Below are 16,998 nucleotides of genomic sequence, written 5' to 3' on the forward strand. Positions count from 1 at the left end.
TTTCGCGCATGTTCCTCCACGGCCATTGATATGGGAATGCAGTTATCTTCATCGATCCATGAGGAAAACAAATATATCTGCGGCGATTGCCATCAACCGGCTCAGCTCATAACCTGCACGCCATTTTGTTTGTCTGCCGAGCCTCAACATGACTGCCACCTTTTCTTCACAGGCGCAGCGTTTTTCCCGCTCCGACTACAAAACCCTGGGCCTGGCCGCCCTGGGCGGTGCCCTGGAAATCTACGATTTCATTATTTTCGTGTTTTTTGCGCTGACCCTCAGCCAACTGTTTTTCCCCCCGGAAATGCCCGAGTGGCTGCGCCTGCTGCAAAGCTTCGGCATCTTCGTCACCGGCTATCTGGCGCGCCCGCTGGGCGGAATCCTGATGGCGCACTTTGCCGACCACCTGGGGCGCAAGCGCGTGTTCAGCCTCAGCATCCTGATGATGGCGTTGCCGTGCCTGCTGATCGGGATCATGCCCACCTATGCGCAAATCGGTTATTTCGCCCCGCTGATCCTGCTCGCGCTGCGCGTGCTGCAAGGTGCGGCGGTGGGCGGCGAAGTGCCGAGCGCCTGGACCTTTGTCGCCGAGCACGCACCGCGCAATCACCGAGGCTACGCGCTGGGCTTTCTGCAGGCCGGCCTGACCTTCGGCTACCTGCTCGGCGCCTTGACCGCCACGCTGCTGGCGCAAGTTTTCACCCCGGCCGAAATCCTGGATTACGCCTGGCGTTTTCCGTTTCTGCTCGGCGGTGTGTTCGGCGTGATCGGCGTATGGCTGCGTCGCTGGCTCAGCGAAACCCCGGTGTTCCTCGAAATGCAGGCCCGCCGCCAGGCCGCCGCTGAACTGCCGCTGCGTACCGTACTGCGTGACCACCGCGCCGTCTTGTTGCCGGCGATGATCCTCACCTGCGTGCTCACCTCCGCCGTGGTGGTCCTGGTGGTCATCACCCCGACCATGATGCAAAAAACCTTCGGCATGAGCCCCAGTCACACCTTCGCCCTGAGCGCCTTGGGCATCGTGTTCCTGAACATCGGCTGCGTCCTCGCCGGCCTGCTGGTGGACCGCATCGGCGCCTGGCGCGCGGTGCTGGTCTACAGCCTGTTGCTGCCAATGGGCATCGCGTTGCTGTACGCCAGCCTGATCAATGGCGGCGTGTGGCTGGGCGCGGCGTACGCCGTGGCGGGCTTGAGCTGCGGCGTGGTGGGCGCAGTGCCGTCGGTGATGGTCGGGCTGTTTCCGGCCCAGGTGCGGGTGTCGGGGATTTCCTTTACCTACAACATTGCCTACGCGCTGTGGGCGAGCACCACGCCGTTGATGCTGATCGCGCTGATGCCTACCAGCCCGTGGATCTGCGTGGGGTATTGCGTGGTGATGGGGGCGGTGGGCGTGACGAGTGTGGCGCTGTTTGGCAAGCGCCACACATTGGCTGCCTGAGGGCCCGCTCGGAAGTGCCAGAGCCCTTGCTGTCGATTTTGTAATCTTTGCTCCACCGCCCTGATAAGTCGCGAGCGCTACATTGCCTGCGCTTGGACCTCATGGCCGTGGAACTCTTGTTATGGCAATTTCCGTTAAAAAACTGGTCGGGGCGACGCTGCTGTGGGCGGCCGCCAACGCCGCCCTGGCGCAACCCCTGACCCTCGATTCCGCCCTGCAAACCGCCTTCGCCAACAACCCGGACCTGGCCGCCGCGCAATGGGAAATCGACATCGCTGCGGGCGGTCGCCAACAGGCTGGGTTGATCCCCAATCCGGTCGTGTCCTGGGACGCCGAAGACACTCGCCGCGACTCTCGCACCACCACCGTCAAACTCAGCCAAGCCCTGGAGCTGGGCGGTAAGCGTGGGGCGCGCATCGATGTCGCCAGCCGCGCCCAGGACGCCGCCGCGCTGACCCTGGAACAGCGCCGCAACACCCTGCGCACCGAGGTGATCGACAGCTATTACGCCGCCCTTCGCGCCCAGGAACGCCTCGACTTGGCGCAACGTTCCCTGGCCCTGGCCGAACGCGGTCTGGTGGTCGCCAACGGCCGCGTCAGCGCCGGCAAGACATCACCGGTGGAAGCCACCCGTGCCCAGGTGCAGTTGTCGCAAATCCGCCTGGAACTCAACCGCGCACAGATCGGCCTCACTGACGCGTATCGCCGGCTGGCCGCCAGCACTGGTAACGCCGCCGCCGACTTTGACGCTGTCGCCACGCCAAGCCAATCCACACCAGCCCTGCCGCCAGCCGCACAGTTGCTGGCACGCCTTGGGCAGACCGCTGAGCTGCGTCTGGCCGAACTGCACATTCAGCAAAGCGAGGCCAGTGTGAGCCTGGAAAAAACCCAGCGCATTCCCGACCTCGATGTGTCCATCGGCAGCCAATACGACGCCAGTGTGCGCGAGCGCGTGAACCTGGTGGGCGTGTCGATGCCGCTCCCGCTGTTCAACCGTAACCAGGGCAACGTGCTCGCCGCCACCCGACGTGCCGACCAGGCCCGTGACCTGCGCAATGCCGCTGAGCTGCGCCTGCGCACCGAAACCCGCCAGGCCCTTGACCTGTGGCAAGCAGCCAATACGGAGGTGCGCGCGCTCAACCAGCAGATCCTGCCCGCCGCTCAAAGTGCGGTGGATGCCGCCACCCGTGGCTTCGAGATGGGCAAGTTCAACTTCCTCGACGTGCTCGACGCCCAGCGCACCCTGATCGCGGCGCGCACCCAATACCTCACGGCCACGGCCCAGGCCACCGACGCCTGGCTGCGCATCGAACGGATTTACGGCGACGTCGCCCGCTTCTGATTTTTCCTGGAGTCCCCTATGAATAGAAAACACGGCGTGGCGCTTGCCGTCGCCTTGGGCCTGATGCTGTCCAGCCTGGCCAATGCCGAGGAAGAAGAAGGTGCGCTCGAACTCACCGCGCAGCAAATCGAGGCCGCCGGCATTCAACTCGCCCAGGCCCGACCACGGCCCATCAGCACCTTGCTGACGCTGCCGGGAGAGGTACGTTTTGACGAAGATCGCACCTCCCACATCGTCCCGCGTGCCGCCGGGGTGGTTGAGTCGGTGAAGGTCAATCTCGGTCAATCGGTGAAGAAGGGCGAACTGCTGGCGGTGATCGCCAGCCAGCAGATTTCCGATCAGCGCAGCGAGTTGGCCGCCGGCGAGCGCCGGGTCGAACTGGCGCGCACCACCTTCCAGCGCGAACGCCAGTTATGGCAGGACAAGATCTCCGCCGAGCAGGATTACCTGCTGGCGCGCCAGGCCCTGCAAGAGGCCGAAATCGCCCTCGACAATGCCCGCCAGAAGATGACCGCCCTGAGTGGCAGTGCCGTATTGGTCGGCGGCAATCGCTACGAACTGCGTGCGCCATTCGCCGGTGTCGTGGTGGAAAAGCACCTGGGGGTTGGCGAGGTCGTCAGCGAAACCACTAACGCCTTCACCCTCTCGGACCTGTCCCAGGTGTGGGTCACCTTCGGCGTATTCCCCAAGGACTTGAACAAGGTACGCATCGGCAAACCGGTGACCGTCAGCTCCACGGAACTGGGCACCGACGTGCGCGGCACCGTGGCCTACGTCGGCAGCCTGCTCGGCGAACAGACGCGCACCGCCACCGTGCGCGTGAGCGTGCCCAACCCGGACGACGCCTGGCGCCCAGGGTTGTTTGTCACCGTGCAACTGGCCACGGACACCGCCCAGGCCAAGGTCACCATCCCTCAGGAAGCGATCCAGACGGTCGAGGACAAGCCCTCGGTATTCGTGCGCACGCCGGCCGGTTTTATCACCCGCCACCTTGAGCTGGGCGTCAGTGAGAACGGCTACGTCGAAGTGCGCCAGGGGCTGGCCGCCGGCGAGCAAGTGGCCACGGTCGGCAGCTTCATCCTCAAGTCCGAACTGGGCAAAGGCTCGGCCGAGCACGCCCATTGATCCTGCGAGTGATTCCCCATGTTTGAGCGCCTTATCCAATTCGCCATCGAGCAGCGCATCATCGTGCTGCTGGCGGTGCTGTTGATGGCCGGTATCGGCATCGCCAGCTATCAGAAATTGCCCATCGACGCAGTGCCCGACATCACCAACGTACAGGTGCAGATCAACTCCGCAGCGGCCGGGTTTTCGCCGTTGGAAACCGAACAACGCATCACCTTTCCCATTGAAACGGCCATGGCCGGGTTGCCGGGCTTGCAGCAGACGCGTTCGCTGTCGCGCTCCGGGTTGTCCCAGGTCACGGTGATTTTCAAGGACGGCACCGACCTGTTCTTTGCCCGCCAACTGGTCAATGAGCGCCTGCAAGTGGCCCGCGAGCAATTGCCCAGTGGCATCGAAACGGCGATGGGGCCGATCTCCACCGGGCTCGGGGAAATTTTCCTGTGGACCGTGGAAGCCAACGACGGTGCGCTCAAGGATGACGGCACGCCTTACACGCCGACAGACTTGCGCGTGATTCAGGACTGGATCATCAAGCCGCAACTGCGCAACGTGCCGGGCGTGGCCGAGATCAACACCATTGGCGGCTTTGCCAAGGAATACCAGATTGCCCCTGATCCCAAGCGCCTGGCGGCCTACAACCTGACCTTGAGCGATCTGGTCACCGCGCTGGAGCGCAACAACGCCAACGTCGGCGCCGGTTATATCGAGCGCAGTGGCGAGCAATTGCTGATCCGCGCACCGGGGCAATTGGCGTCCATCGATGACATCGCCAACATCGTCATCACCTCTGCGGACGGCACGCCAATTCGTGTGCGCAACGTGGCCCAGGTCGACATCGGACGCGAGCTGCGCACCGGCGCCGCTACGGAAAACGGCCGTGAAGTGGTACTGGGCACGGTGTTCATGTTGATCGGTGAAAACAGCCGCAGCGTGTCCCAGGCCGTGGCGAAAAAACTTGAAGAGATCAACCGTTCGCTGCCCCAGGGCGTGGTGGCCGTCACCGTTTACGACCGCACCAACCTGGTCGAAAAAGCCATCGCCACCGTCAAGAAAAACCTTTTTGAAGGCGCGCTGTTGGTGGTCGCGGTGCTGTTTCTGTTCCTGGGCAATATCCGCGCGGCGTTGATCACCGCAATGGTGATTCCCCTGGCGATGCTGTTCACCTTCACCGGCATGTTCACCCACAAAGTCAGCGCCAACCTGATGAGCCTCGGCGCGCTGGATTTCGGCATCATCGTCGACGGCGCGGTGGTGATCGTCGAGAACGCCATTCGCCGCCTGGCCCATGCGCAACAGCGCCATGGCCGTCTGTTGACCCGCAGCGAGCGCCTGCACGAAGTGTTTGCCGCCGCCAAGGAAGCGCGGCGTGCGCTGATCTTCGGGCAGTTGATCATCATGGTCGTCTACCTGCCGATCTTCGCCCTCACCGGTGTGGCCGGGAAGATGTTCCACCCCATGGCCTTCACCGTGGTGATCGCCTTGCTCGGCGCGATGATTCTGTCGGTGACCTTCGTACCGGCGGCGATTGCGCTGTTTGTTACCGGCAAGGTCAAGGAAGAGGAGAACCTGGTGATGCGCAGCGCACGCCGGGTGTACGCGCCGGTGCTGGACTGGGTGATGACGCGACGTGCGCTGGTGTTCGGTCTGGCACTGTTGAGCATCGTCGCTTCGGGCGTGGTGGCCAGCCGCATGGGCAGTGAATTCATCCCCAGCCTCAGCGAAGGCGACTTCGCCCAACAGGCCCTGCGCGTGCCTGGCACCAGCCTCACGCAATCGGTGCAGATGCAGCAGCAGCTTGAGAAGGTGTTGATGGCCCAGGTGCCGGAAATCGAGCGAGTATTTGCCCGCACCGGCACCGCAGAAATTGCCTCCGACCCGATGCCGCCGAATATTTCCGACAGCTACGTGATGCTCAAGCCGAAGGACCAATGGCCCGATCCGAAAAAATCCCGCGAGGCGCTGATCGCCGATATCCAGCGCGCCAGTGCGATCGTGCCGGGCAGTGCGTATGAGCTGTCGCAGCCGATCCAACTGCGCTTCAACGAGCTGATTTCCGGGGTACGCAGTGACGTGGCGGTGAAGGTGTTTGGCGATGACATGGCGGTGCTGAACAGGACCGCCGGGGAAATCGCCGAGACCTTGCAGAAGCTCGATGGCGCCTCAGAAGTGAAGGTGGAACAGACCGCTGGTTTGCCGGTGCTGACCATCAATATCGACCGCGACAAGGCGGCGCGTTTTGGCCTGAATGTCGGCGATGTGCAGGACACCCTCGCGGTGGCCGTCGGTGGGCGCCAGGCCGGTACGTTGTATGAAGGCGACCGCCGTTTCGACATGGTCGTGCGTTTGTCCGACGCGCTGCGCACCGATATCGACGGCCTGTCACGGTTGCTGATTCCGCTGCCGGCGCAGGCCTCCGGGCAATTGGGTTTTATTGCCTTGTCCCAGGTTGCCAGCCTGGACCTGGTGCTCGGCCCGAACCAGATCAGCCGCGAGAACGGCAAGCGCCTGGTGATCGTCAGCGCCAACGTGCGCGGGCGCGATATTGGCTCGTTCGTGGCAGAGGCCGAAGCGGCGATCACCGGCCAAGTGAAAGTACCGGCGGGCTACTGGACTTCCTGGGGCGGCCAGTTCGAACAGCTCAAGGAAGCCTCCGAGCGCTTGCGCATCGTGGTGCCGGTGGCGCTGCTGCTGGTGTTCGGCTTGCTGTTCATGATGTTCAACAACCTCAAGGATGGGCTGTTGGTGTTTACCGGGATTCCGTTCGCGTTGACTGGTGGGATCATGGCCTTGTGGCTCAGGGATATTCCGCTGTCGATCTCGGCGGGAGTGGGCTTTATCGCGTTGTCCGGTGTGGCGGTGCTCAACGGTCTGGTGATGATTGCCTTCATCCGCAACCTGCGCGAGGAAGGGCGTTCGTTGTCGGTGGCGACCACCGAGGGTGCGCTGACCCGACTGCGCCCCGTGTTGATGACCGCGTTGGTAGCGTCCCTCGGGTTTATCCCCATGGCGTTGGCCACCGGCACCGGGGCTGAGGTGCAAAGGCCGCTGGCAACCGTGGTGATCGGCGGGATTATCTCCTCGACGTTGCTGACCTTGCTGGTGTTGCCGGCGTTGTACCAGTGGGCGCATCGCAAGGAAGAGGGCACGGCTTAAGGTGCTCAAGGTGCTTAAGGCGCTTAGGGTGTATTTTTTTTGTGGTGAGCGGGCTCACCACAACTGTCAGGGAAGCGGAAACACCAGGCTGAACCGTGTAAAAACGCCGGGCTGGCTGCTGACGTCGGCGTGGCCCTGGTGCAAATGCATGATCGATTGCACGATGGCCAGCCCCAGGCCCGTGCCGCCTTCGGCGCGGGTGCGGCTGCTGTCGGCGCGGTAGAAGCGTTCGAACAGGTGCGGCAAATGGTGCGCTTCGATGCCGCGACCGGGGTTGCCCACCGACAGCGCGACGCTCTGGTCGTAGGTTTCCACCAGCAGCAACACACTGGCGCCGCTCGGTGTATGCCGAATCGCGTTGGACAGCAGGTTGGAGATGGCGCGCTGGATCATCAGGCGATCCCCGGTCACCCAGGCGTCGCCGCGCAGGCTCAGGGTGACTTGCTTGTCCTCGGCACTCAGGGCGAACAGTTCAATCACCCGCTGCGCTTCGTCACCCAGCGATACTGCCCCAAACTCGGCGCGTGCCGCCGGGTGGCTGACCTGGGCCAGAAACAGCATGTCGGAAACGATGCGCGACAGGCGTTCCATTTCCTCGGTGCAGGACTCCAGCCCGGCCTTGTAGTCTGCCGAAGGCCGCTCGCGAGACAGCGTCACCTGGGCCTTGCCCATCAGGTTGGTCAACGGCGCGCGCAGTTCGTGGGCCAGGTCGTCGGAGAATTGCGACAGCTGCTGTACGCCGGCATCCAGGCGATTGAGCATCACGTTGAAACCCTGGGCCAACTCGCCCAGTTCCTTGGGCAGGTTATCCACGGACAAGCGATGGGTCAGGTCCTGAGTGGTGACCTGGGCGGCCACATGGCTGAACTGCTTCAACGGTGCCAAGCCGCGCTGCACCAGCCACCAGGCGCCCATGCCGATCAGGATCAACAGCAACGGCACGGCGATCACGGTGGAGCGCAGGTAGGCGCTGAGCAACGCTTCATCGTCGGAGCGGTCCAGCGACAGCAATACGCGCACATAGTCGCCACTGCGCAGGGGCATCACGTGGGTGGCGGTGAGGATGCGATTGTCGCGGCCGTCCACCCAATTCACGTAGGCCAGGTTTTTGCCGGCGGGAGCATCAAGCAACAACGGCTGCTGGGGTTTGGCGCCGGCGCTGAGCAGCACCGGCGCGTCAGGCTGGGTGCCGGTGATGGTCAGGTAAATATTGTCGTGGCCCATCACCAGGTCCAGCAACGAATGGGGGCGGGCGGCGATGTCGTGGGGTTTGAGGTCCTGGCGCAGGCTGTGTTCCAACTGCTCCATTTTGTTTTCCAGGCCCTTGCGCGCGAGGTTTTCCAGCTCGTGGGTCAGGGCCAGGTAGGCGAGGGTCGCGAGCAGCACCACCAGCCCTGCGCCCATCAGGCTGACCGTCAGGCCCAGGCGCATCGACAGGCTGCTGGTCTTCATTGGCGCGCTTCCAGCACATAGCCCACGCCGCGAATGGTGTGGATCAGCTTGACCTCGCTCTGGTCATCGACCTTGCCGCGAAGGCGGCTGATGGAGACTTCCACCACGTTGGTGTCGCAATCGAAGTTCATGTCCCACACCAGGGAAATGATCTGCGTGCGCGTCATCACTTCGCCTGTCTGGCGCATCAACACATGCAACAGGGCGAACTCCTTGGTGGTCAGGTCGATGCGTCGGTTGCCGCGATAGGCACGATGCCGACGCGGGTCCAACTCCAGGTCCGAGACGCGCAGCACGTCCGGCAGCGGGATATGTTCACTGCGCCGCAGCAAGGTGCGCACGCGGGCGAGCAACTCGGGAAATTCGAAGGGTTTGACCAGGTAGTCGTCGGCGCCCATGTCCAGGCCCTTGATCTTGTCGGCCAGGCGTCCGCGCGCGGTCAGCATCATCACGCGCTGGTTGCCCTCGCGGCGCAGTTGCTCCAGCACGTCCCAGCCATCGGTGTTGGGCAGGTTGACGTCGAGGATCACCAGTTCATAAGTGTTCTGCCTGGCCAGGTGCAGACCGTCGATGCCGCTGGCGGCGCAGTCGACGACGTAACCGCTTTCGGTCAGGCCTTGCTGCAAGTAATCGGCGGTTTTCTGCTCGTCCTCAACCACAAGGATACGCATGGGGATTTACCTTCAAGGAAACGAAAGGAGATGGCCTCATAGAGGCGCTGAGGGGTCTGTAGGAAAACTCTGAAGCCTGAAGTAGCTTTAGGGTCAAGGCAGGTCAGGCCGCTGCGACGATTCGTCGCTGGATGCGCGCACAAAAAAACGCCCCAAACGGGGCGTAAAAAATCATCTCTGTTCCAAAGGAGCTACACAAAAGCTGCAGAGATGAAGTGTGTTCGATGTGCAGTATAAAAAGTGCAACTTAACGAGAAGGTGAGGCCGATATTACAGTTCTGACAGACTTCAACTTGTTAAGAGATGTACGGCATTGGCAAGTGAATGTAAGTGGACCACCTAAAGCACGGCCAACGGATACTCGACAATCACGCGAACTTCTTCCAGGTCTGATTCGAATGCACTTGAGCGCACGGTGGCCTGGCGCAGCCTGAGGGATAGATCTTTCAAATTGCCACTTTGCACCACGTATTTGGCTTCGATATCCCGCTCCCAGCGGCGTTGATTGGTAAGCGGGTCGCCGGCCCCGTCGCGGCGCATGTACACCGCGTTGGCGTTGCTGTAATCGGCGCCGGTGCCTTTGGCGTAGCGGGTCATGAACGACAGGCCGGGGATGCCGAAGGCGTGCATGTCCAGGTCATAGCGGACCATCCACGAGCGTTCCTTGGGCGAGTTGAAGTCGCTGTACTGGATCGAGTTGTTGAGGAAGATCGAGTCCGAGTTGCGCAGGTAGTCGAAGTCGTCATCGCCGTTGTTGCGTTGATGGGACACGGCGAGGCTGTGAGCGCCGACCTTCGCGCCGAGCCGGGCACTCCAGATGGTGTTATCGAATTCACCGAGCAGTTTTTTACCTTCGTCCACCGCCTTGTAGACGTTGACGTCGCCGAACAACGAGACGTCGTCGCTCAGCGGGTAACTGGCGGCGCTGCCTGCGTAATACTGGTTCCACGCGTCCTTGAGGCGGCTGCCGTACAGGCTCAGGCTGAGGTGTTTGTTGAGCTGGTAATCGCCGCCGCCATAGGCGATCCAGGGCGAGTCGACGGGGCCTGCGTAAAACGTTGCGAAGCCTTTGTTCATGCCGCTTTGGATGGGTTGGCTCATGCCGTCCAGGCGCCCGCCCTGCAAGGTCAGGCCGTCCAGGCTGGTGTTCTGCAAGGTCACGCCGCGAAAACTTTCTGGCAATACGCGCGAATCGCCGTAGGCCACTACCGGTGTGAGCGGGAACACGTCGCCGGCCTTGACCACCGTGTCCAGCACGCGCAGTTTCGCCGCGCCGCCGACTTTGCTGTAGCTGTCTTCGGGATGGTTGTTGCTGTCCACGGGCATGACCCCGAACGAGCCTTTGCCGCCGCTGCGACCGGTGCCCGAGTCGAGCTTCACGCCGATCATGGCAAACGCGTCCAGGCCAAACCCCACGGTGCCTTGGGTAAAGCCGGACTCGAATTTACCGATCAACCCCTGGGCCCAGGCCTCGGAATAGCCATTGCCGGTTGGGCTGGACTGGCCCTTGCGGTCGTCCCGATTGAAGTAAAAATTGCGTGCGAGCACATTGATGCTGCTGCCTTCGATAAACCCTTCGGCCTTGTCTTCCACGGCCACAGCGGCCAAGGGCAGCGCGGCGCACAGTGAAAGGGGAAGGCTGTAATAACGGATGTGCATGTTTCGCTCCTCGGTATTGGCAGTGATCAGCTTCTTATGGAGGTGGGCGCTCTTATTGATCTGGCCCGGGCTGATAGTTGCAAACCGTGGATAACGATCAGGTGGCTTGAACATTACAATTCTGGAAACTCACCGGCATCTAACAAATAAGTAATGTTCTGGTGAACCTCGTGACAGGGTGCGCTGGTTAGTCTCGGCACTGAACTTTCAGTCGAGGAATCAACCATGAACTTTTATCGCGTTGGCTTGGGTGTATTGATCGCAACGTTGTCATTGGGGGCGCTGGCCGAAAACGGCGGTGATCGCACCTTTGCCCTGATGATGGAGCGCAATGAAAAGGCCATGGCCGCCTATGCCGAAAAGCAGGGCAAGCCGGCGCCTCAAGTACAGGTGTATCGCTATGGCATGGATCTGGACATTGCCAAGGTGGTTAGTGTCACGCCGCCGATCCGTGCCTGTAACCCGGTGCCGTCGCGCATGACCTATGAAGACTCCAGCGGCGCCCTCAATACACTGGAGTATCAAGTCATGGGCGTGTGTCGAAATAACGGCGGTTAATAGCGTCAAAAAAAACAGTCGGGTATGGCACTGAAGTTCGCTTCAGAAAAGCCCCTCAGGGCCGATGCAGGTCACATCACTCTCTCCAATTGACCATCGGTGCCTAATGTTCAACACCCGTTTGAAGCAGGAGCTGTCGGCTCTTCGCGAAGAATTGTCCAGCTTGCAGCAGGTCAAGGAGAGCCTGGAAAGCGAAATGTTGTGCCTGACGCTGGACGCCGATGGCCGGGTGGAATGGGCGAATGCCAATTTCCTGCAGGAACTGGCCTACCAGTCGAGCAACATTGTAGGGCGCCCTATTGAAGACTTGGTGCCGGCCCATGTGCGCCGGGATGAATTCCAGCAGCGCTTCAACAATGCCCTGCGCTGTGGCGAACACTTCGCTGGCACCGTGCGGCTGATGCGTGGCAATGGCCAGGAAGCCTGGCTTCGCTCCATCGTGCAGCCGGTGCGCAGTTCCGATGGACGCATCAAGCATTTCTCGATTTTTTCCAGCGACCTCACGCGCACCATCGAAGCGTCGCGTGAGCATGAAAACCTGATCACCGCGTTGGTACGCTCCACCGCCGTTATCGAGTTCGACCTGGGCGGCCATGTGCTCACCGCGAACGATCGCTTCCTTGCCGGCATGGGGTACAGCCTGGCGCAGATCCAGGGCAAACATCACCGTATGTTCTGTGAGCCGCAGGAATACAACAGCGACGAGTACCAGGCCTTCTGGAAGCGACTGAACAACGGTGAGTTTGTCGCATCGCGTTTCAAACGTGTGGACAGCCGTGGCCAGGTGGTGTGGTTGGAAGCCACCTACAACCCGGTGCTGGACGCCAACGAGCGGCTGTACAAAGTGGTCAAGTTCGCCACGGTGATCACCGATCAGGTCAACCGTGAACAGACAGTGGCCGACGCCGCGAACATCGCTTACAGCACCTCGCTGCAAACCGACAGCAGCGCCCAGCGCGGCACCACGGTGGTGACTCAGGCGGTCGAGGTGATGCGCGACCTGGCTACGCATATGCAACAGGCTGGTGAAGGCATCGAGGCGCTGAATGCGCAATCCCAGGTGATCGGCACCATCGTCAAGACCATCAGTGGCATCGCCGAACAGACCAACTTGCTGGCGCTCAACGCCGCCATCGAGGCGGCGCGTGCCGGCGAGCAGGGCCGCGGTTTTGCGGTGGTGGCTGATGAGGTGCGCCAACTGGCGTCACGTACCAGCAAAGCCGCCGAAGAAATTGTCGGCGTGGTGCGTCAGAACCAGGACATGGCCCGCGACGCGGTGGCGCTGATGACCGACGGCCGCCTGCAAGCCGAGCAAGGCCTGGCCCTGGCGGCGGAGGCGGGTACGGTGATCGTGGAAATCCAGGACGGCGCCCAGAAGGTAGTCAGCGCCGTAGGGCAATTCGCAAACCAGCTATCGACCTGACCCGTAGGGCTGATGCTGAGGTGTCGTAGGTTTTTTCATTTGAAGAGCCGATCCCAAGTCGCTCACTCAGCGCCCCAGCATCTTCACCCAGCGCGACGGCGGCATGCCGTAGGTGCTGCGAAACTGCCGGGTCATGTGACTCTGGTCGGTGAATCCGGCGGTCAAGGCTGCATCGACCAATGAACGCCCTTGGGCCAGCAGGCTGCGCACCAGATCCAGGCGGCGCATGGTCAGGTAGCGATAGGGGCTGGTGCCGAACAGCACACGAAAATCCCGCGACAACGCCCAGCGGTCACGGCCGGCGTGCTCGGCCATTTCATCCAGGGTGATGCTGCGGCCCAGGGCGCTGTGGATAAATTCCCGGGCGCGTTCGGCGGCCACGTAATCGAAGGTCTTGCGGCTGATGATGGCCCCGGCGGCAGTGCTGAGCGCGTGGGCCAGGTCGAACATCGCGTCCTGCTCCTGCAGTGGATCAATCGGGTGATCGAGGTTCTGCAGCAGCACTTCGCTGGCGCGGAACAGCCTGGGGTCGGTGGATAAACCACTGGGGATAAACGGCAGCGGCTTGCCGCCGAGAATCTGCTGGATCAGCGACGGCTCCACGTAGATCATCCGGTACTTGAAGCCCTCGTCGCTGCCGGCGTGGCCGTCGTGGGTCTCATCGGGATGGAGCACCATGGTCGTGCCGGGCAGGCTGTGGATCATGTCGCCGCGATAGTGAAAGCTCTGCACCCCGGACAAGGTACGCCCGATGGCGTAGGTGTCATGGCGATGGGGATCGAACGCAAAGCCCGCAAAGTACGCCTCGATACGGTCCAGGCCGCTGGCGTGCGGGGCGCGGTGCAGCCAGTCGAAGGTGGGGGTCGATTTGCCCATGGTGGCTTGTCACAAAAAGAGAGGGAATTACGTTAACCCAGTCTGCATCGCCTGTCTGCCGGGGTCTTGTACGATTGTGCGGGCGGTGGGGGCGGCCTATGCTGGTGACCCTCATGGCTACCCTGTCGTTCAGTTGGTATTCCTGCGTGGCGCTGGTGTTTTCCAGTGCGCATATGGCCAGTCTCTACAGTCGCTCACGCAACTGGCTCGATCGTTTTGCCGGCGGTTGCTACGTGTTGTTCGGCGCACATCTTGTAGCAAATCGCTGACGGCCCGTGGTAAGAAGCCTGACGTTTATTTGTGAGGTCGGGTCATGAGCAAGCTGCGGGTCGGTATTATTTTTGGGGGCCGTTCGGCTGAACACGAAGTGTCATTGCAGTCGGCGCGCAATATCGTCGACGCGCTGGACCGTTCGCGCTTCGAGCCCGTCCTGATCGGCATCGACAAGGCTGGCCATTGGCACCTCAACGACACCTCGAACTTCCTGATCAACCAGGAAAACCCGGCGCTCATCGCCCTCAACCAATCCAACCGCGAACTGGCGGTGGTGCCCGGCAAAGCCAGCCAGCAAGTGGTGGAAACCTCTGGCAACGACCTGCTGGCACACATTGATGTGATCTTTCCCATCGTCCACGGCACCCTTGGCGAAGACGGCTGCCTGCAAGGCCTGCTGCGCATGGCTGACCTGCCTTTCGTCGGCTCCGACGTGCTCGGTTCGGCGGTGTGCATGGACAAGGACATCAGCAAGCGCCTGCTGCGCGACGCGGGCATTGCGGTGACGCCGTTCATTACCCTGACCCGCAGCAACGCTGCGCGTACTTCCTTCGACACTGCGCTGAATAAACTCGGCCTGCCGATGTTCGTCAAACCGGCCAACCAGGGTTCGTCGGTGGGCGTGAGCAAAGTGGCGAATGAAGCCGAGTACCACGCGGCGGTTGAGCTGGCCTTGGGTTTTGATGAAAAAGTGCTGGTCGAATCGGCCGTGCAAGGCCGTGAAATCGAATGTGCCGTGCTCGGCAATGAACACCCCATCGCCAGCGGTTGCGGCGAGATTGTGGTGAGCAGCGGTTTCTATTCCTACGACAGCAAATACATCGACGACCAGGCGGCCCAGGTGGTGGTGCCGGCGGCGATCAGCCCCGAGGCCAGCGAGCGGATCCGCCAACTGGCCATTGAAGCGTTTGAGGTGTTGGGCTGCTCAGGCCTGGCGCGCGTTGACGTGTTTCTTACGGCAGACGGCGAAGTGCTGATCAACGAAATCAACTCACTGCCCGGCTTCACCCGCATCAGCATGTACCCCAAGCTGTGGCAGGCGGCGGGCATGAGTTACAGCGAGTTGGTAAGCCGCTTGATTGAGCTGGCGCTGGAACGGCATGCGGGGCGCAAGGGGCTGAAGATCAGCCGCTGACTTGCCACGCCTTGATGCGGATTTGTGGCGAGGGAGGCTGTGTGTTCATCAATCCCCCAGGGCTTCGCCTTCACGCCGAGGATCCGCGCCGCCGCTCAGCGACACCTTGCCCTGAGCATCCCGCGTGCGAACAATCGCCTGCACGCCGCTGGTCATCTCGATCTCGCTCAGCGCATGGCCTTTGTCCTTCAACGCCTGCTTCACGCCAGGGCTGAACAAACCGGCCTCCAACTCGGTAGCGCCGTTGCGGCTGCCGAAGTTGGGCAGGCTGATGGCGGCCTGTGGGTCGAGGTTCCAGTCGAGCATGGCCACCAGGGATTTGCTCACATATTCGATAATTTGTGAGCCGCCCGGTGAACCCACCGTGGCCAGCAGCTCACCGCTCTTGCGGTCGAATACCAGCGTCGGCGCCATGGCCGAACGCGGGCGTTTGCCGGGTTGTACGCGGTTGGCGACGGGCTGGCCGTTTTCTTCGGGGATGAACGAGAAGTCGGTCATCTGGTTGTTGAGCAAAAAGCCCTGAACCATTACATGTGCGCCAAACGCGGCTTCCACGGTGGTGGTCATCGACACGGCGCCGCCCCAGTCATCCACGGCCACCACTTGCGAGGTGGAGATGCGCAGCGGCGAACGGTCCGGCGCGTAAGCCACTTGAATGCCCGCAGGCTGGCCCGGTTTGGCGATGCCCATGCTGCGTTCACTGATCAACGTGGCGCGTTGGGCCAGGTAGTTCGGCGCGACCAGGCCAGCCACCGGCACCGGCGTAAAGTCCGCATCAGCCACATACAGCGCGCGGTCGGCGAAGGCCAGGCGGCCGGCTTCGGCGATCAGGTGCACGGCCTCGGGCAGTGGCTCAAGCCCGGCAGGCGAGGCGCTCTTGATCGGTGTCATCGGTGCAATAGCCAGACGCGGATCGCGGGCTTCCAGGGCCTGCAACGTTCCGAGGATCTGCGCGACCGCAATCCCACCCGACGACGGCGGCGGCATGCCACAGATTTTCCAGCGCTTGTAATCGGTGCACAGCGGTTCACGCTCCTTGGCTGCGTAGGCCTTGAGGTCAGTCTGGGACAGGCTGCCCGGGTTGCGATTGCCCTGTACTTTGCGTGCGATCTCATAGGCAATCGGCCCGCGGTACAACGCGTCCGGACCCTCTGTGGCGATGCGCCTGAACACGGCGGCCAGCGCCGGGTTTTTCAGCAGCGTACCCGCGGCTTTGGGCGTGCCATCGGCATTCAGAAAGTAGGCGGCCATCTCTGGCGATTGCGCAATAAAGCGGTCTGCTGCGATCAGGCTGTGCAAGCGTGGTGAAATCGCGAAGCCTTGCTCAGACAAGCGGATCGCCGGTTCAAACAGCTTGGCCCATTGCAGGTGGCCGCTCTTCTTATGGGCCATTTCCAAGGCCCGCAACACACCGGGCGTGCCCACCGAGCGCCCGCCGATCTGCGCGTCGGTGAAGGCCATGGGAGTGCCGTCGGCATTGAGGAACAACCGCTGCGTCGCCCCGGCCGGTGCCGTTTCGCGGCCGTCATAGGCGCGCACCTTTTCCCCATCCCACAGCATGATGAACGCACCGCCGCCGATGCCGGAGGATTGCGGTTCCACCAGGGTCAACACCGCCTGCATGGCGATGGCGGCATCAATCGCCGAACCGCCTTGGCGCAACATCGCGCGGCCGGCTTCGGCGGCCAGCGGGTTGGCGGCGGCGGCCATATGCCGTTGCGCGTGCTGCGTGCTCAGGTCGGTGCGATAGCCCGAGCCCAGCTCCGGTGCCGGTGGTTGTTCGTTGACCGGGGTGTGGCAGGCCACAAGGGCCAGGGCTGCGGCAATAACCGACAACTGACGGCGGGAAATCGAAAACACGTGCTGAACTCCGTTCATTTTGAGAATGATCTG

The 16,998-nt window shown here is 62.2% G+C and carries 11 protein-coding genes and 3 pseudogenes; 9 read left to right on the top strand and 5 right to left on the bottom strand.

The window, feature by feature from the left end:
* Positions 1-148: 148 nt before the first annotated feature.
* The 4 genes from AB3G88_RS03445 to AB3G88_RS03460 all read left to right on the top strand — a co-directional run bounded on the left by AB3G88_RS03445 (position 149) and on the right by AB3G88_RS03460 (position 7,058).
* Positions 149-1,438, top strand: coding sequence for an MFS transporter (locus tag AB3G88_RS03445; RefSeq protein WP_480453220.1), 1,290 nt, complete (start codon positions 149-151; stop codon positions 1,436-1,438).
* A gap of 121 nt (positions 1,439-1,559) precedes the next feature.
* Positions 1,560-2,780, top strand: a complete 1,221-nt coding sequence (locus AB3G88_RS03450) for a TolC family protein (RefSeq protein ID WP_480453223.1) — start codon at positions 1,560-1,562, stop codon at positions 2,778-2,780.
* Between the two features lie 18 nt (positions 2,781-2,798).
* Positions 2,799-3,905 (top strand): efflux RND transporter periplasmic adaptor subunit, encoded by a 1,107-nt coding sequence (locus tag AB3G88_RS03455; RefSeq protein WP_480453226.1) that lies wholly within the window; start codon positions 2,799-2,801, stop codon positions 3,903-3,905.
* An 18-nt stretch (positions 3,906-3,923) separates the two neighbouring features.
* Positions 3,924-7,058 (top strand): CusA/CzcA family heavy metal efflux RND transporter, encoded by a 3,135-nt coding sequence (locus tag AB3G88_RS03460; protein ID WP_480453229.1) that lies wholly within the window; start codon positions 3,924-3,926, stop codon positions 7,056-7,058.
* Between the two features lie 66 nt (positions 7,059-7,124).
* Here the strand turns inward: AB3G88_RS03460 and AB3G88_RS03465 are convergent, their stop codons facing one another.
* The 3 genes from AB3G88_RS03465 to AB3G88_RS03475 form a co-directional block, all read right to left on the bottom strand.
* Complete coding sequence (locus AB3G88_RS03465) at positions 7,125-8,510, bottom strand: heavy metal sensor histidine kinase (RefSeq protein ID WP_480453231.1); 1,386 nt, start codon at positions 8,508-8,510, stop codon at positions 7,125-7,127.
* Positions 8,507-9,181 carry a heavy metal response regulator transcription factor gene (locus tag AB3G88_RS03470; RefSeq protein ID WP_099583913.1) on the bottom strand — a complete coding sequence of 225 codons (675 nt, stop codon included), beginning with the start codon at positions 9,179-9,181 and terminating at the stop codon, positions 8,507-8,509. The genes AB3G88_RS03465 and AB3G88_RS03470 overlap by 4 nt, the downstream gene beginning before the upstream one ends.
* Before the next feature lie 339 nt (positions 9,182-9,520).
* Complete coding sequence (locus AB3G88_RS03475) at positions 9,521-10,840, bottom strand: OprD family porin (protein ID WP_480453235.1); 1,320 nt, start codon at positions 10,838-10,840, stop codon at positions 9,521-9,523.
* 225 nt (positions 10,841-11,065) lie between these two features.
* On the opposite strand from AB3G88_RS03475, the gene AB3G88_RS03480 reads away from it, so the two are divergent.
* The 3 genes and pseudogenes from AB3G88_RS03480 to AB3G88_RS03490 form a co-directional block, all read left to right on the top strand.
* Complete coding sequence (locus tag AB3G88_RS03480) at positions 11,066-11,398, top strand: DUF2790 domain-containing protein (RefSeq protein ID WP_099583914.1); 333 nt, start codon at positions 11,066-11,068, stop codon at positions 11,396-11,398.
* A gap of 196 nt (positions 11,399-11,594) precedes the next feature.
* Positions 11,595-12,278: pseudogene (locus AB3G88_RS03485) on the top strand (PAS domain-containing protein); the annotation flags it as partial.
* A gap of 111 nt (positions 12,279-12,389) precedes the next feature.
* A pseudogene (locus AB3G88_RS03490) lies at positions 12,390-12,821 on the top strand (methyl-accepting chemotaxis protein); the annotation flags it as partial.
* Between the two features lie 66 nt (positions 12,822-12,887).
* Here the strand turns inward: AB3G88_RS03490 and AB3G88_RS03495 are convergent.
* Positions 12,888-13,697 (bottom strand): AraC family transcriptional regulator, encoded by an 810-nt coding sequence (locus tag AB3G88_RS03495; RefSeq protein ID WP_480453238.1) that lies wholly within the window; start codon positions 13,695-13,697, stop codon positions 12,888-12,890.
* Positions 13,698-13,792: 95 nt separating this feature from the next.
* Between AB3G88_RS03495 and AB3G88_RS03500 the strand changes: the two are divergent.
* Together AB3G88_RS03500 and ddlA are read left to right on the top strand one after the other, a co-directional pair.
* Positions 13,793-13,966 (top strand): annotated as a pseudogene (locus AB3G88_RS03500) (lysine transporter LysE); the annotation flags it as partial.
* Between the two features lie 44 nt (positions 13,967-14,010).
* Complete coding sequence (ddlA, locus tag AB3G88_RS03505; RefSeq protein ID WP_191948014.1) at positions 14,011-15,105, top strand: D-alanine--D-alanine ligase; 1,095 nt, start codon at positions 14,011-14,013, stop codon at positions 15,103-15,105.
* Between the two features lie 48 nt (positions 15,106-15,153).
* Here the strand turns inward: ddlA and ggt are convergent, their stop codons facing one another.
* A complete protein-coding gene (gene ggt / locus AB3G88_RS03510) occupies positions 15,154-16,983 on the bottom strand; it encodes a gamma-glutamyltransferase (RefSeq protein ID WP_480453241.1) in 1,830 nt (609 codons plus the stop codon).
* Between the last annotated feature and the right edge of the window lie 15 nt (positions 16,984-16,998).

It is taken from the genome of Pseudomonas arvensis, from assembly GCF_056688935.1.

Excerpts from the sequence above, each read along its gene's own strand:
- AB3G88_RS03445 (WP_480453220.1), top strand. The coding sequence starts at position 149 with ATGACTGCCACCTTTTCTTCACAGGCGCAGCGTTTTTCCCGCTCCGAC.
- AB3G88_RS03450 (WP_480453223.1), top strand. The coding sequence starts at position 1,560 with ATGGCAATTTCCGTTAAAAAACTGGTCGGGGCGACGCTGCTGTGGGCG.
- AB3G88_RS03455 (WP_480453226.1), top strand. The coding sequence starts at position 2,799 with ATGAATAGAAAACACGGCGTGGCGCTTGCCGTCGCCTTGGGCCTGATG.
- AB3G88_RS03460 (WP_480453229.1), top strand. The coding sequence starts at position 3,924 with ATGTTTGAGCGCCTTATCCAATTCGCCATCGAGCAGCGCATCATCGTG.
- AB3G88_RS03465 (WP_480453231.1), bottom strand. The coding sequence starts at position 8,510 with ATGAAGACCAGCAGCCTGTCGATGCGCCTGGGCCTGACGGTCAGCCTG.
- AB3G88_RS03470 (WP_099583913.1), bottom strand. The coding sequence starts at position 9,181 with ATGCGTATCCTTGTGGTTGAGGACGAGCAGAAAACCGCCGATTACTTG.
- AB3G88_RS03475 (WP_480453235.1), bottom strand. The coding sequence starts at position 10,840 with ATGCACATCCGTTATTACAGCCTTCCCCTTTCACTGTGCGCCGCGCTG.
- AB3G88_RS03480 (WP_099583914.1), top strand. The coding sequence starts at position 11,066 with ATGAACTTTTATCGCGTTGGCTTGGGTGTATTGATCGCAACGTTGTCA.
- AB3G88_RS03495 (WP_480453238.1), bottom strand. The coding sequence starts at position 13,697 with ATGGGCAAATCGACCCCCACCTTCGACTGGCTGCACCGCGCCCCGCAC.
- ddlA (WP_191948014.1), top strand. The coding sequence starts at position 14,011 with ATGAGCAAGCTGCGGGTCGGTATTATTTTTGGGGGCCGTTCGGCTGAA.
- ggt (WP_480453241.1), bottom strand. The coding sequence starts at position 16,983 with ATGAACGGAGTTCAGCACGTGTTTTCGATTTCCCGCCGTCAGTTGTCG.